We start from the raw sequence: 14,435 nt of genomic DNA, 5'->3' as shown, positions 1-14,435 counted from the left end.
TTAAAGGCAAAAAAAGGCGCCAGCAAGTGGCGCCAAATAAACCTTGGCTATCAGAGCGGAATAGCACAGGGTATTACGGGTAAATCAGGTATTAGGTGTCGTGGTAGTTTGGTCGGCAGTGGCAGGTTTTGCAGTCTTGCCGTCAGCCATCGCTGTTTGCTGGGCGGCACCGTGAGTCTGTTCCTGAACGAAGGTGAAGTTGTTGTAGAACTCCTTCGAGCGCTCTGAACCGCCTTCTGCGAAGGCGGCTACGGAGGTCATGGTCATCAGGCCGGCAAGGATAACAGTCGAAATTTTCATGGCAGTGTCTCATTAAGTGTGTTGGGTTCCGCGCAGTGTGATCAGCGGCGGGATGGGGAGACTGTGGACCCATGATATTAAGTAAGGGTTAACCTCGCGCTGACCGGAAGTTAACGATTTCGTTAACTTCCACTCTTTCGCCGCGATGAATTCAGAGCTTCCAATCCAGTGCAAGGCTGATGGAGCGCGGGTCTCCCCAATACACGCCGTTATAAAAGCCGACACGTTCGTAATATTTTTTATCAAATAGGTTGTTGATATTAAGTGACGCCGACAAGTGGCTATCGAACTCATAGCGGGACATCAGATTGACCACGGTATAGGCCTGCTGAGTAATTCGGGTCTGCTCCCTGATCAACGTTCCACTGGAATCCCTACCCACGGGGCGATAGGCAACGTCGTAGAAATCACTCTGCCAATTCACCGCGCCGCCCACTGTCAGTGCGTGCCATTCGCCGGGCAGGCGATAGGCTGTGGACACGCGCAGCAGGTTCAGCGGCAGGTGGGTGTTATTGCGTTGCTTGTCGCCGTTCAATGAGTGGGTGTAGGTGTAGCCGGCGGTCAGGTTCCAGTCGGGGCGCACCTCTCCGGACACCTCCACTTCGAAGCCCTGCACGGTGTTGCCTTTGCCGCCGGACCCGTAGAACAGCTCGCCGGTGTCCGGATCCGGTGGCGTCGAACTGTCCAGTTCCGCGACGTTGTCCTGCTTGCTCCAGAAATACGCGGCCGCCAGGTTCAGGCGTTCTTCCAGCAGGCTGCCCTTGATGCCCACTTCGTAGTTGCTGCCCACCACCGGCTCCAGGTATTGCTTGCCGGCGTCACGCTGCTCTTGGGGGTTGAAGATATCGGTGTAGCTGGCGTAGACGGTGTACTCCGGGGTCAAGTCGTAGAGCAGGCCGGCGTAGGGCGTCCACATGTCGTTGTGGGTCTGGCTGGATTTTGTTGCACCGAGGTACTGGTCGGTGTCCTCGTGGTAGTTGTACGTGGTGCTCTCGATCTCCCAACTGCCATAACGACTGCCCAACACGGCATGCAGGCGGTCAGTCAGGCTCAGGCGGGTGGCCAGGTAGCCGGCCTTTTGGCGAGTGCTGCCTTGTTCGCCCTTGAGGCCGGTGTTGGCGTCGGGGAACTTGCCGATCCCGCCCATGTGTTTCCAGTCGTCGATGCTGGTGTAATTCTTCGGCACCGGACCGTCGCGCAGGTGTGGCGAAGAATCGCGCTGCTCGGACTCGCCATAACCCACCATCAATTCGTGCTCACGACCCAGCAGGGAATAGGACCCGGCCAGGTTCAAGTCCAGCACGTCCATTTTCGACGTGCCGAGCATGTGACTGGTCCAGGCCGTCATGCCGCTGCGGTCGGCATTGGGGAAGCCTGAGCCGCCGTAGTACACCTTGCCGTCCGTGGCGCTTTCGCGGTGGGTATAGGCAGCCTTCAAATGCCAGTCACCGGCCAGCCGATGGTCGAGGGTGGCAAAGGTGATTTCGTCTTTCAGCGGCCAGGAGCTCCACTTGGCCGCGATGTTGGCGGAGCGGGGCAGCTTGGCTTTGCTGCCGTCACTGTTCCAGTAGGGCAAGGTGCCCCACGCGGTGCCTTGCACGTGCTTGTTCTGATAGTCAAAGCCCACCGCCAGCACCGTGTCGTCGGTCAGGTCGCCTTCGAGGATGCCGTAGCCGACTTCCCGTTGCAGCGCGTAGTTGTCGCGGTAGGACTGGGTGTCACGGTAGGCGAGCATCGTGCGGCCCCGCAGGCGCCCATCAAACGCCAAGGGGCCGCCGACATCCAGGTAGCTGTAGTAATTGTCATCGGAGCCGCCACTGATGCCCGTCTTTGCCTGCCATTGGGCCGTCGGACGTTTGCGCACCATATTGACCGTGGCCGAAGGGTCGCCTGCACCAGTGGTCAAGCCGGTGGCGCCGCGTACCACTTCGATCCGGTCGTAGATGATGGTGTCGGCATCGGACTTCATGCGGCCGAAGGTGTTGAGCATGCCGTCAATCTGGAAGTTGGTGATGCCGTAACCGCGTGAGGAGTAGCCGACCCGGTCGGAGTCCAGATGTTGCACCACCACGCCGGTGGTCTGGCGCATCACCTCGGTCAGGGTGTTGAGGTTGAAGTCGTCCATCTGTTGGCGGGTGATCACCGAGACCGACTGCGGGGTTTCCTTGATGGACAGGTTCAACCGGGTGGCGGTGCTCATGGAGCCTGTGGTGTAGGCACCGGTGTGTTCGGTGTTGGCGCCAAGGCTGTCGGCGGTGATGCGGGTGCTGCCCAGTTCCAGGGCATTGCCCGGCGTGTGCGATTCCTTTTCAGGGTCGTTTTCAGCCAACAGGTCCGGGCTCAGCGCCACGCTGAAAAGGCCCAGGGTCAAGGTCATGGAACGGGTAATAGGCGCGAACATCGCGGCGAACTCCTTGTCGTCTATGAAAAATGCCATTGGCTCAAAGACGAAAGGAGGTGGGGAACTTTAGCGCTAAACGAGAATAATTATTATCTTTGTGCTGGAGGCCACGTCGGGTTTCACCGCATTGCGCAGGTGAAACCCAGACTGTTGGGCCTACTTGATAACCACTTCAGTCGAGTCGATTTTCTTCGGCTTGATCAGGCTGAAGTCAATCAAGGGCTTTTGCTGGCGTTCATAAGGATTACCAATCAGCAGCGGTCGCGGCTTGAAGCTGTCACTGACCAGGCTCTTGCTGTGGTCCAGTTCATCAAAACTCAACCCCGCCATGTCGGCCCAGGTATGGATCAACTGTGAGCTGCTGTAGGGCCGCTGCAAGTCGCCGCCAAAGCTCCAGTCGTGGCTTTCACGCCACTTGGGCGACGCATAGGCCATGAACGGAATGGTGTACATCGGCGCAGTCGGTTTGCCTTCGTTACGGCCCAGGGTGCTGTGGCCGGCCGAATCGAATACGTCTTCACCGTGGTCGGAGAGGTACAGCAGGAAGCCGTTCGGGTCAGTCTTGGCGTAGTCCTTGATCAGGCTCGACACCACGAAATCGTTGTACAGCACCGCGTTGTCGTAGCTGTTGTAGGTCGGCAATTGCGCGTCGCTGACCCCGGCAGGCACACCCTGGCGATCGGTGAACTTGTCAAAAGTCGGCGGGTAGCGGTACTGGTAACTCATGTGGGTGCCCAGCAGGTGCACCACGATGAATTTGCGCTCGGCGGTGTCGGACATCGCCTTGGCAAACGGTTCGAGTACGTCGCCGTCGTACTGGCGCGCGTTCTGGTTGCGGTTGTTGTTCAGGTACACCTGCTCGTCGGCCTGTTCGGAAAAGGTCGTGAGCATGGTGTTGCGCTTGGTCATGGTCTGCTGGTTGGTGATCCAGAAGGTCTTGTAGCCGGCCTGTTTCATCACGCTGACGATGGACGGGGTCTTGAGGTACAAGTCCGGGTTTTCTTCGTCGGCAAAGGTCAGCACCTGTTGCAGCGCTTCGATGGTGTACGGGCGCGGGGTGATGACATTGTCGAACACCGCCAGTTGATCCCGCAGCTTGTCCAGTTCCGGCGTGGTGTTACGCGGGTAGCCATACAGGCTCATGCGCTGGCGGTTGGTGGACTCGCCGATCACCAGCACCAGGGTCGACGGCTGGCCGGCCATGCTGTCCTTGAGGTTGGTCAGGGGCGGGATCTTGCTGGCGCTGGTCAGCATGCCTTGCATGTTGTCCAGTTGTTCGGTGTAGCGGCGGTAGGCGACGATCATCTGCCACGGCACGGCCGGTTCGATGCGGGTCTCGAAACGGTCGATGGCCAGTTCCATGGTCTCGCTCTTGGCGATCTGCTTGACCAGTGGGTAGCCGACGATGGCAATCACGATGGCGGCGGCCGCCAGCATGGCCTGGCCACGTGGCAGGTAAACCGGGCGTACACGGGTCCACAGGAAAACCGCCATGGCCGTGTGGGCAATGAACGCCAGCACGATCCACCAGGCAAAGTATTGGGTGGCGTACTCGCCGGCTTCAGAGATGTTCGACTCGAACATGATGAAGATGACGCTTTGGGAGAATTCCTGCTGGTAGATGAAGAAATAACCCAGGCTGGCCATGGAACAGGCCCACAGCACCACGCCAATCAACCCTGCCACCAGGCGCGCGCGACGCGGGAACAACAGCATCGGCGCCAGCCACAGGGCGCTCATGAAAAATGCCTGGCGGAAACCGCTGAAGCCGGAGGTGCCGGTCAGTTGGATCAGCAGTTGGGTAATGCCCGAGAAATACCAGAAGAACAGGAACATCCAGCCGAGGCCGGCCCAATCAAAACCTTTCGCAGACGTAGTGCTGCGTTTGAACATCGCCATCCAGCGCTCCAACCCGATAATTTTTCAGTGTTGACGCGCAGGGATGCACGCCAACAGAGGGCCTGCGCACGTGGCGCGGCCCGATTCGGCGGGAGTATCGGGATGAGGATGTGAAAACTTCGTGAGTTATTCCTGAACGGTTCGTTCAGCTCACGTTCAGCAAAGTGCGGGCTGGGTGCCGGACGGCTGATGGAGCTGACCCTGCAAGTGCGAACGCAGGCGCATGACTTCCTGTTGCAGTTGGTCGCGTTCGTCTTTCAACTGGCGCAATTCATCACGGCGAATGGTGACGTAGAGGGTCTGTGGCGGACGGGTCATGTGTGCAGTGCTCATTGCTTACCTCGCAAATAGCCGGTGTATCGCGGTGCCAGAGCGCTTGATTCGAGGCTCTCGGCAACAGTCGGCGCAATTCTGAATTCTTTTTTAAGCGAAGGGAACTTTTTTATTTTTGGCGGTCACTGTGACTTTTTTCCCACTGAAGGCTAAAGGATGGCCACTTTTTGTCATGAAACTATGCCAATCCGCTCTGGACTAACCCTCATTAGCCTCATTGCGCTATAAACTGTGTCACACATTTATTCGTAGTAAGGAGCATCAGCACATGCAACTGGGGATTATTGGACTAGGCCGCATGGGTGGCAACATTGCGCGGCGCCTGATGCTCAATGGGCATACCACCGTGGTTTACGACCGCAATGAAGCATTCGTAAAAGGTCTGGCAGGCGAGGGCGCCACGGGCGTTGCCGACCTGGCGGGCTTGGTGGCCGGGCTGCAAAAGCCTCGGGCGATCTGGGTGATGCTGCCGGCAGGCGACCCGACCGAAAACACCATTGAAGAATTGAGCCATCTGCTGGAAGACGGTGATGTGATCATCGACGGCGGCAACACCTTCTATAAGGATGACATCCGCCGGGCCAAGGCCCTGTCGGAAAAAGGCCTGCACTACGTCGACGTCGGCACCTCCGGCGGCGTCTGGGGCCTGGAGCGCGGCTACTGCATGATGATCGGCGGCGACGCCGAGACCGTTAAACTGCTGGACCCGATTTTCGAAAGCCTGGCGCCGGGCCTGGGGACCATTCCGCGCACCAAGGACCGTTCTGCTGCAGCTGACAGCCGTGCCGAGCGCGGCTATATCCACGCGGGGCCTGCCGGTTCCGGGCACTTCGTCAAGATGATCCACAACGGCATCGAGTACGGGATGATGCAGGCCTTCGCTGAAGGTTTCGACATCCTCAAGACCAAGAACTCGGAAAACCTGCCGGAAGACCAGCGCTTCGACCTTAATGTTGCCGACATCGCCGAAGTCTGGCGTCGTGGCAGTGTGGTGTCGTCCTGGCTGCTGGACCTGACCGCCGATGCCCTGGCCACCGATCCGAAGCTCGACGGTTATTCCGGCTCGGTTGCCGACAGTGGCGAAGGCCGCTGGACCATCGAAGCCGCCATGGAGCAATCGGTACCGGTACCGGTGCTGTCCAATTCGCTGTTCGCGCGCTTCCGCTCCCGCCAGCAAAGTACTTACGGCGACAAAATGCTTTCTGCCATGCGCTTCGGCTTTGGCGGCCATGTGGAGACGCCCAAAAAATGACCGCCAACGGCAAGAAACCCAAGGCCGAACCCGCTCCGCCCACCACCCTGTTTCTGTTTGGTGCCCACGGTGATCTGGTCAAGCGCCTGCTGATGCCGGCGCTGTACAACCTCAGTCGTGATGGACTGCTGGGTAACGGTTTGCGCATCGTGGGCGTTGATCACAACGCCATCAGCGACGCCGATTTTGCCAAGAAACTCGAGGATTTCATTCGCACCGAGGCCGCCAGCAAGGTCAAGGGCAAGGGTGATGACGCCCTGGACCCGCAATTGTGGGCTCAGTTGGCCAAGGGCATCAGCTACGTCGAGGGTGACTTTCTCGACGACGGCACCTACGCGGATATCGGCAAGAAGATCGCTGACAGTGGGACCGGCAATGCGGTGTTCTACCTGGCGACTGCGCCGCGTTTCTTCGCCGAAGTGGTGCAGCGCCTCGGCGCTGCCGGCCTGCTGGAAGAAACCCCGGAGGCGTTCCGCCGGGTGGTGATCGAAAAGCCTTTCGGCTCCGACCTGGCCACCGCCGAAGCGCTGAACGCCTGCCTGCTCAAAGTGATGAGCGAAAAGCAGATCTATCGCATCGACCATTACCTGGGCAAGGAAACCGTCCAGAACATCCTGATCAGCCGTTTTTCCAACGTGCTGTTCGAGGCGTTCTGGAACAACCACTACATTGACCACGTGCAAATCACCGCCGCCGAGACCGTCGGCGTGGAAACCCGTGGCAGCTTCTTCGAACACACCGGCACGTTGCGGGACATGGTGCCCAATCACCTGTTCCAACTGCTGGCGATGGTCGCCATGGAACCGCCAGCCGCCTTTGGCGCCGATGCGGTGCGGGGCGAGAAGGCCAAGGTGATCGGGGCCATACGGCCCTGGTCGCTGGAAGACGCACGGGCCAACTCGGTGCGCGGCCAGTACACCGCCGGTGAAGTCGCCGGCAAGCAACTGCCGGGTTACCGCGAAGAGGCCAACGTTGCGCCCGACAGCAGCACCGAGACGTTCGTCGCCCTCAAGGTGATGATCGACAACTGGCGCTGGGTGGGTGTGCCGTTTTACCTGCGCACCGGCAAGCGCATGAGCATCCGCGACACCGAGATCATCATCTGCTTCAAGCCGGCGCCATACGCGCAGTTCCGTGATACCGAGGTCGATGAACTCAAGCCGACGTACCTGAAGATCCAGATCCAGCCGAACGAAGGCATGTGGTTCGACCTGCTGGCGAAAAAGCCCGGGCCGACCCTGGACATGGCCAATGTGGAACTGGGTTTTGCCTACAAGGACTTCTTCGAAATGCAGCCGTCGACGGGTTACGAAACCCTGATCTACGACTGTATGACCGGCGACCAGACCTTGTTCCAGCGCGCCGACAACATCGAAAACGGCTGGCGTGCGGTGCAGCCTTTCCTCGATGCGTGGAAGCAGGACGACGGCATCCAGGCCTACAAGGCGGGTGAGGATGGTCCGGCGGCAGCCGATGCACTCTTGGCCCGCGATGGCCGTACCTGGCACAGCCTCGGATGAGTGACTTGCCGAGTCAACCCATCCGCTTTGTGTTGAGTGATATGGACGGCACGTTGCTGCATCCGGATCACAGCCTCAGCCAGCGCACCATTGATACGGTTCGCGCCTTGCGCGCGGCCGGGGTGTTTTTCAGCCTGGCCAGTGGGCGACCACCCAAGGCCATGCGTCAGCAGGTCGAAGCACTGGGCATCGATGTGCCCATTGCCGGCTTTAATGGCGGCACGCTGGTCAATCCCGACGGCAGTATTCTGGTGGCGCATCACTTGCCGGCAGAAGCGGCGCTGGTGGCGTTGGCCTTGTTTACGCCGCAGCCGGACGTGGAAGTCTGGCTGTTTGCCGACGGTGACTGGCTGCGCCGAGATCCTGGCGGGCCCATGGCGGTTCGCGAGGAACATGGCCTGGGTTATGGGGCAATCGTCGTGGAGAGTTTCGAGCCGTTCCTGGATCGGGTCGACAAGATTGTGGCGGCCAGTACCAATACCCAGTTGCTGATCGAGCTTGAGGCGCAGTTGCAGCCGAGAGTCGAGGGTTTGGCTCAGGTGTCCCGCTCGCAGCCGGTGTTCCTGGATGTGACCGCCATGAAAGCCAACAAGGGTGAAGCCTTGAAGACCCTGGCTGCGCACCTGGGTGTGCCACTGGAACAGACCGCCGCCATCGGCGATGGCGGCAATGACCCGGCGATGTTTCACGTGGCAGGGTGGTCGATTGCCATGGGCCAGGCCGAAGAAGTGGTCAAGCGCCAGGCCAGTGTCGTGACCGGCAGTAATGTCGACGATGGCGCGGCGGAAGCCATAGAGCGGTTTATTCTCTCGGCCGATTGATTGGCAACCCCACTAATAAGTAGTCGGCTATGCAAAGTTGCAACTTGCATAGCTGACTATCTACTCGTGTTAGTGCGGGTCAATATACCGCGCTGTCAAACGGCACACTTTCTGGTGCCGTCCCACGGGAGTTTCAGTTACTTGGGCATTGCCCAGGATCGCAACTGATAGCCATCTTTATCGAGTTCAGCGCGGGCCTGCAACAGCAAGTCTTCGAGCTGTGCCGGGTCGGAATAAGTGCTGGAAGACAGCTGCTTGCTACCGATACGGGTATTGGTGCGGTCGATGACGCTCAGGCTCAGGGCGCCGTTGCCGTCGTGCCAGGCCACACATTGAAAGGGCTGGAAAGCACGGCCTGCGATCAAAAGAGCTTCGTTGATGCGGAGCGGGGCGTTCATGGGGTCTTCTCTCTAAATGCCCATTCAAGTGAAGCCGTTGGTTGGGCGTGCCTAACGACTGGTTACTTGTACTGATGCACGATCACCGGGTACGGGTCACATGTTAGAAGAAGATTTTTTAACTTTCCCTGATTAAAGTCATGTAAGGGGCTATGTTGAAAGCCTCGTGAAAGTTACGCCGCGACATTTGACCGCACCCGACTGTTAGAAAAGGGCAGGTTTGTGCGCGCCTTATAACGAATGGGTACAAAGGTCGCGTCAAAATCTTGCTAGTGTTGCCATCAGGCTTTCCAAATAACTGTTTTTGAATAACTTTAACGATTTTGACGCCAAGGAATAGTCATGATTGTTGCACCTGCGCCGCGCCGTCTGCTTGTGGTCGATCCCTGTGATGACTGCCACGGGCTATTACCGGGTTTGCGCACCGCCGGGTGGGACGTGGACAGCTGTGCCCTAGAGTCGGTGGGTGAACGCTCTTGCGACGTGGGATTGTTGCGCCTGCAGCCGTTTCATCTGGAGCGGCCCGAAGCGGTCAAGGAACTGATCAGCCGTAGCGGCACCGAGTGGATCGCCGTGCTTAACCAGGAAGTGCTGCGCCTGCAAAATGTCGGCGATTTTGTCTGCGAATGGTTCTTCGACTTCCATACCTTGCCGTTCGATGTGTCCCGGGTGCAAGTCACCCTGGGCCGCGCCTTTGGCATGGCGCGCCTGCGAGGCAAGGGCAACAACGCGCCTGCCGGCCAGCCGGAGCATGAGTTGCTGGGCGACAGCCGCCCCATTCGTGAACTGCGCAAACTGCTGGCCAAACTGGCGCCGACGGAGTCCCCGGTATTGATTCGCGGCGACAGCGGCACCGGCAAGGAACTGGTGGCGCGCACCCTGCATCGCCAATCCCAGCGCCACGCCAAGCCGTTTGTGGCGATCAATTGCGGGGCGATCCCCGAGCACTTGATCCAGTCCGAACTGTTTGGCCATGAGAAGGGTGCCTTTACCGGTGCCCATCAGCGCAAGATCGGGCGGATCGAGGCGGCGCATGGCGGTACCCTGTTTCTCGATGAGATCGGCGACTTGCCCATGGAGCTGCAAGCCAACCTGCTGCGTTTTCTCCAGGAAAAACAGATCGAACGCGTCGGCGGCAGCCAACCGATTCCGGTGGACGTGCGCGTATTGGCGGCCACCCACGTCGACCTGGAAGCCGCCGTTGCAAAAGGCGCCTTCCGGGAAGACTTGTACTACCGGCTCAACGTCCTGCAAGTGGTGACCGCGCCGTTGCGCGAACGCCATGGTGACGTGGCGATGCTGGCCAACCATTTTTCACACTTCTACAGCCAGGAAACCGGCCGGCGTCCCCGCAGCTTCAGTGAAGACGCGCTGGTGGCCATGGGCGAGCACGGCTGGCCGGGCAATGTGCGGGAGTTGGCCAACCGCGTGCGGCGTGGCCTGGTACTGGCTGAGGGGCGGCAAATCGAAGCCGTTGATCTGGGACTGCAAAGCCAGCAGGCAATCGCGCTGCCGATGGCTACACTGGAGGATTACAAGCACCGTGCCGAACGCCAGGCGCTGTGCGATGTGCTCAACCGGCACAGCGACAACCTGAGTGTCGCGGCCCGTGTGCTGGGGGTTTCCCGGCCGACGTTCTACCGGTTGCTGCACAAACACCAGATCCGCTAGGGCGGGTAAACCGAAAAGCCCCGCAACGACCCTTATCGTTGCGGGGCTTTTCCTTGTCTGTAGGCGTGAGCTTGTTCGCGAAATTCGTTAACGATAACGCGGGGTTTAGGGTGCCCCGCGTCGCTCTCAGAGTTTTCGCGAGCAAGCTCGCTCCTACAGTGTTCTGTTTAGAAGTAGTACGGAAATTTCAGGCTGAAGGTAAAGTCCGGCGCATCATCCGTCATACCGATGGCCAGGTTCGGTACGATCGTCAGGTTGTTGGTTGCCGCAATCGTCATGCCGACGTTGAAGTAGCCGGCGTTGGCGTCGCTGGACACCACCGACTGCCAGTCGCCGCCGTCCGGCTTCAGCTTGCTCTTGCGCTGGATCAGGTCGGAGACCGAAAACGACATACTCATCTTCTCGTTGAGCGCAAAGGCCACGCCGACGCCGACCTGGAAACTGTCTCCCAGGCGTACTTTGCCGCCGACTTTTTCATTGACCGTGGAACTGATGTCGTCAAATGAGTCTTCGAAGTTGTGGGTGTAGGACAGCGACCCAAACAGCACCGCCGGGTCGAAAGTCTTGACCAGGGAAATCCCCGGCGTAATCGACCAGACGCCGTTGCCGGTCGGCAGGTTTTCCGGCACGTAAAGGTTGGTGTTGTTGGGTGAACGTACCAACTTGATACCAAACGGTTCCTTACCGGTAGGCGCCTTGACGCGCAGCGATACCACGGCATCCGGAAGGCTGGCCGTCTCGTCGAGGAATTTATAGGCCACGCCGAAGTTGACGTCGCCAATCGTCGGGTCACGACTGACCGACTCCTCTGACGTCGCCGTACCGGCACCGCCATTGGCGCCACCGGATTGATAAGTCGATTCACGATAAACCACCGGCACGTTCACATCGAATTGCCAGCGGTTGTCGAGGTTGTAGCGCCCCGTCAAGTCCAGCGTCCAGTTGTCGGCCTTGATCCGGTCCAGGTTGATATTGCCCAGGAAGATCGAGTCCAGCGCCAAAAAGCCGTTGAGGGTTAACTGACGGGCATCGTAACGAGCATAGGTAATACCGGTTTCAAAACTGAATTTTCCATCGCCGAAGAAACCGCTCGCCTCGTTATACAGGTTGCTCACACTCTGTGCCGGGGCCGAGTCGTCCTTGAGCGACTGCCCGTAGGATGCGCCACCACCTGCACCGCCCGATGCGGCAGCCGCACCGACGCCGGGGGTGTTTCCGGCCACCGTGGTGCCGCCTTTCTGGAAGTCTGCCGGGGATTTGGCCAGGCGTTTGGGAGGCGGGGCCGCCGGCTGTTCTTCAACCTGGCGTACTCGTTGTTCCAGCACCGCCAGTGCTTTTTGCTGCACTTCGTAGCGTTGCTTGAGTTCCAGCAGTTCCTTTTTCAATGTGTCGATGTCGGTGTCCGGCGCGGCATACAACATGGATGCGGGCAGGAGCGTACTCAAGCAAATTACGGCACGTAACGATAGCGATCGATGCATGAAATAAGCCGTCCCTTTCTAATGCGCAAGTGTCGAGGCACAGCGTAGTTCAATAACCAAGGGTGCGTAGGCCTTTGAGTTGGTCCAGGTTGCAGTTCAATGCACCATTGCTCAGGCCGTTGCTGCCCATGACCACGTTCAGTTGGGTCATGTTGTTAACAAAATTGCTGTTGCCCTGCAAAACCGTGCCCTGTAGCACATTGCCGCCGCCGATTTGCTGCACGCTATTACCTTGGTTGTGATTGGCTTGGATAGCCATTTGCAGGCCGCCATTGGCGGCTGAGACGCTGACGTTGCCAGCTCCACTGGTACCCGTGACTGTACCGCCGGCCACCAGCACTTGCCCTGACTGCACAAGGTTGGCCGGTGCCAGCCCATTTTCGTTGATGTTGATGCCGACGTTGTTGGTCGCCGTGTTGCCGTCGCCCGCAGCGCGCACGCTTTGCACCACACCCTGGCCGGTGCCCAGTCCGGCGCCGCCCGTCACGATGCCTGTGCCGGTAGTCTGACCGGTCCCGGTGCCCGTCCCGCCAGTGGTTTGTACATAGAATTGAGGGGTGATAGTGGACGAGTCGATCTGCATGGTGGCCTTGCCGGTGATGGAGTCGCCAACAGCGTTGGTCCAGGTGCTGCTCATCACGATGCCAAAGCTGATAATCCGCCCAGGCATCACATAGCGCCCACGCAGTTCCGCCAGTTCCGAATCCTTGACTTCAATCGGTTTAAATCCGGAGGAGGCATAAACAGGCATTGAGGCTACCAGGCACATGACCGTAAGCCAGCGGTAGGTGTTCATCTTTGGCTCCTGGAGCGTCCTGCTCCTTATTGCGCTTCTAGAAGAAGTCGCTCTGGATAAAACCGAAGTCCATCAGCTCTGCATCACCCACGGGCCTGAACTCATTCATTTTGTTTTTCGCCGTCAGGGGTGTGGGTGGGTCGAGCAGAATGTTGGTCTTGTCGTAGCCTTCACCGAGTACGGCGAAAACGATGCCGTTCCAGCCCTTGACGAAGTCGTCACGCGAGTAGCGTTTATGCCCCAGCACCGGGTCGCCGATATAGACCCAGTCCTTGTCGGCGCGCTGCATGACCACGAAGTGCTTGTAGCCGCGAATTTCCAGCAGTACCACGACGGGGATTTTCACGGTGACCAGGGTATCCGGCCCGATCTTGTAGCCCCGGGCACGCATGCCGATACTTTCGAGGTAGCGCTTCATGTCCAGCATGGAGAAGCCTTGGGTACGTACCAGGTCCTGGTCCGCGTTCACCAGCATGCCTTTGATGATGTGTGCTTCGTCGACGTCCAGCCAATAGGCCTGACGCAGGATGGTGGCGAGTGCCGCGGCACCGCAGCTGAAATCGGTCTTCTGTTCCACCAGGTTGGCGAAGCGCCGCTCACGAATGCTCTCGACCTTCTTGAATATCACGGCACCGCCGGGCATGGCGGAAATTGCCATTTGCCCTGCCCAGGTCGGGCCGGCGAGCATTAACAAGAGGGTGAGCGTCACGAGGCGCATGATCGTCTGACCTGTTGGACACTGGAAATAGAAAAGGGCCTTGTCGCCAAGGCCCCATTGCATCAGAAGCGTACGCCGTTGCCTGCTGCACATTGGGTGCAACCGCTGCCCAGTGTGAGGGTGTTGCTTTGTTGGTTGCCGGAACCTGCGGACACGTTGAGCCCGATGTTGCCGGAACCATAGTTGCCAGAGTTGTTCAGGCTGGCGTTGTTGCTGACATAGGTAGACTGGCCACCATAGCCATGGGTAGTCGCGGCTGCGTTGAGGAAGTGGTTGTCCAACGATTGTTGCTCGGTGTTGGACGCAGCGGCTACGTTGTTGCCGTCGGCAGTCACGATAGCCAGGTTGTTTTTCTGTTGGTTGCCTTGACCGGCTGCAACGTTGACACCGGTGTTACCCGAGCTGTTGTTGGCCGAGTTGTTCAGAGACGCGTTGTTTTGCGTGCCTTTGTTGTCGAACTTGTTGTTGCTGCTTTCTTGATAAATGTCGGCGACGGCAAATACCGAAGCAGCATCATCGGCACTGCTGGTGATCGCAGCAGCATTGTCCTGCTGGTTGCCCGAGCCCGAAGCGGCGTTGGCGCCCAGGTTGCCGGAATGGCCGTTAAGCGAGCCAGTGGCTGAGGCGTTGTTAGTGGTTTTGGTGTCGTCGAATTTGTTGTCTTTGCTGACTTGGGTATCAGTCACGACGGCAGCCACGGTGCCGGTAGCCACTGGGGTTGGGTGCCAGCCGCCACCGCTACCACCTGCTTGTGCAGCAACAGCCATGAGCGCAGTCAGAGCGAAAACCAGTGGTTTAAGAGCCATTGTAGGTTTCATGGTGTATCTCCTTGCTTCTAATTAGTT

Annotated in this window: 13 protein-coding genes; 4 read left to right on the top strand and 9 right to left on the bottom strand. The window is 58.9% G+C overall.

The window, feature by feature from the left end; genetic code table 11:
- Window positions 1-84: 84 nt before the first annotated feature.
- The 4 genes from ACUN0G_RS31060 to ACUN0G_RS31045 form a co-directional block, all read right to left on the bottom strand.
- On the bottom strand, window positions 85-300 hold the full coding sequence (locus ACUN0G_RS31060; protein WP_076014847.1) for a hypothetical protein: 216 nt from the start codon (window positions 298-300) through the stop codon (window positions 85-87).
- Between the two features lie 151 nt (window positions 301-451).
- Window positions 452-2,701, bottom strand: a complete 2,250-nt coding sequence (locus ACUN0G_RS31055; RefSeq protein ID WP_445575265.1) for a TonB-dependent siderophore receptor — start codon at window positions 2,699-2,701, stop codon at window positions 452-454.
- A 156-nt stretch (window positions 2,702-2,857) separates the two neighbouring features.
- Window positions 2,858-4,600 (bottom strand): phosphoethanolamine transferase CptA, encoded by a 1,743-nt coding sequence (locus ACUN0G_RS31050; protein WP_258345284.1) that lies wholly within the window; start codon window positions 4,598-4,600, stop codon window positions 2,858-2,860.
- A gap of 156 nt (window positions 4,601-4,756) precedes the next feature.
- Window positions 4,757-4,933, bottom strand: a complete 177-nt coding sequence (locus tag ACUN0G_RS31045) for a DUF6026 family protein (RefSeq protein ID WP_445575264.1) — start codon at window positions 4,931-4,933, stop codon at window positions 4,757-4,759.
- Window positions 4,934-5,177: 244 nt separating this feature from the next.
- Here ACUN0G_RS31045 and gnd point away from each other — a divergent pair, with 244 nt between their 5' ends.
- From gnd to ACUN0G_RS31030, 3 genes are read left to right on the top strand one after another with little or no spacing between them, the layout of a single operon-like run.
- Window positions 5,178-6,185 carry a phosphogluconate dehydrogenase (NAD(+)-dependent, decarboxylating) gene (gene gnd / locus ACUN0G_RS31040; RefSeq protein ID WP_269458737.1) on the top strand — a complete coding sequence of 336 codons (1,008 nt, stop codon included), beginning with the start codon at window positions 5,178-5,180 and terminating at the stop codon, window positions 6,183-6,185.
- The gene (gene zwf, locus ACUN0G_RS31035) at window positions 6,182-7,705 is read left to right on the top strand and encodes a glucose-6-phosphate dehydrogenase (protein WP_258345289.1); all 1,524 of its coding nucleotides are present in this window, start codon (window positions 6,182-6,184) and stop codon (window positions 7,703-7,705) included. The genes gnd and zwf overlap by 4 nt, the downstream gene beginning before the upstream one ends.
- Window positions 7,702-8,526, top strand: coding sequence for an HAD family hydrolase (locus tag ACUN0G_RS31030; RefSeq protein ID WP_258345290.1), 825 nt, complete (start codon window positions 7,702-7,704; stop codon window positions 8,524-8,526). Before zwf ends, ACUN0G_RS31030 begins: the two co-directional genes overlap by 4 nt.
- A gap of 137 nt (window positions 8,527-8,663) precedes the next feature.
- Here the strand turns inward: ACUN0G_RS31030 and ACUN0G_RS31025 are convergent, their stop codons facing one another.
- On the bottom strand, window positions 8,664-8,924 hold the full coding sequence (locus ACUN0G_RS31025; protein WP_445575263.1) for a hypothetical protein: 261 nt from the start codon (window positions 8,922-8,924) through the stop codon (window positions 8,664-8,666).
- A 342-nt stretch (window positions 8,925-9,266) separates the two neighbouring features.
- Between ACUN0G_RS31025 and ACUN0G_RS31020 the strand changes: the two genes are divergently transcribed.
- Entirely contained in the window at window positions 9,267-10,595 is a 1,329-nt protein-coding gene (locus tag ACUN0G_RS31020; RefSeq protein WP_063029507.1) for a sigma-54 dependent transcriptional regulator, read from the top strand.
- Window positions 10,596-10,762: 167 nt separating this feature from the next.
- Here the strand turns inward: ACUN0G_RS31020 and ACUN0G_RS31015 are convergent, their stop codons facing one another.
- The 4 genes from ACUN0G_RS31015 to ACUN0G_RS31000 form a co-directional block, all read right to left on the bottom strand.
- Window positions 10,763-12,076 (bottom strand): hypothetical protein, encoded by a 1,314-nt coding sequence (locus tag ACUN0G_RS31015; RefSeq protein ID WP_258345292.1) that lies wholly within the window; start codon window positions 12,074-12,076, stop codon window positions 10,763-10,765.
- A 49-nt stretch (window positions 12,077-12,125) separates the two neighbouring features.
- Complete coding sequence (locus ACUN0G_RS31010) at window positions 12,126-12,872, bottom strand: hypothetical protein (RefSeq protein ID WP_421523695.1); 747 nt, start codon at window positions 12,870-12,872, stop codon at window positions 12,126-12,128.
- 37 nt (window positions 12,873-12,909) lie between these two features.
- A complete protein-coding gene (locus ACUN0G_RS31005) occupies window positions 12,910-13,590 on the bottom strand; it encodes a C39 family peptidase (RefSeq protein ID WP_445575262.1) in 681 nt (226 codons plus the stop codon).
- A gap of 62 nt (window positions 13,591-13,652) precedes the next feature.
- Window positions 13,653-14,408 (bottom strand): hypothetical protein, encoded by a 756-nt coding sequence (locus ACUN0G_RS31000; protein ID WP_421523696.1) that lies wholly within the window; start codon window positions 14,406-14,408, stop codon window positions 13,653-13,655.
- Window positions 14,409-14,435 lie beyond the last annotated feature (27 nt).

The sequence above is a fragment of the Pseudomonas sp. 32A genome, from assembly GCF_052682255.1.
The sequence above is the reverse complement of the archived record's forward strand: the minus strand, read 5'-3'. Positions and strand labels throughout refer to the sequence as shown.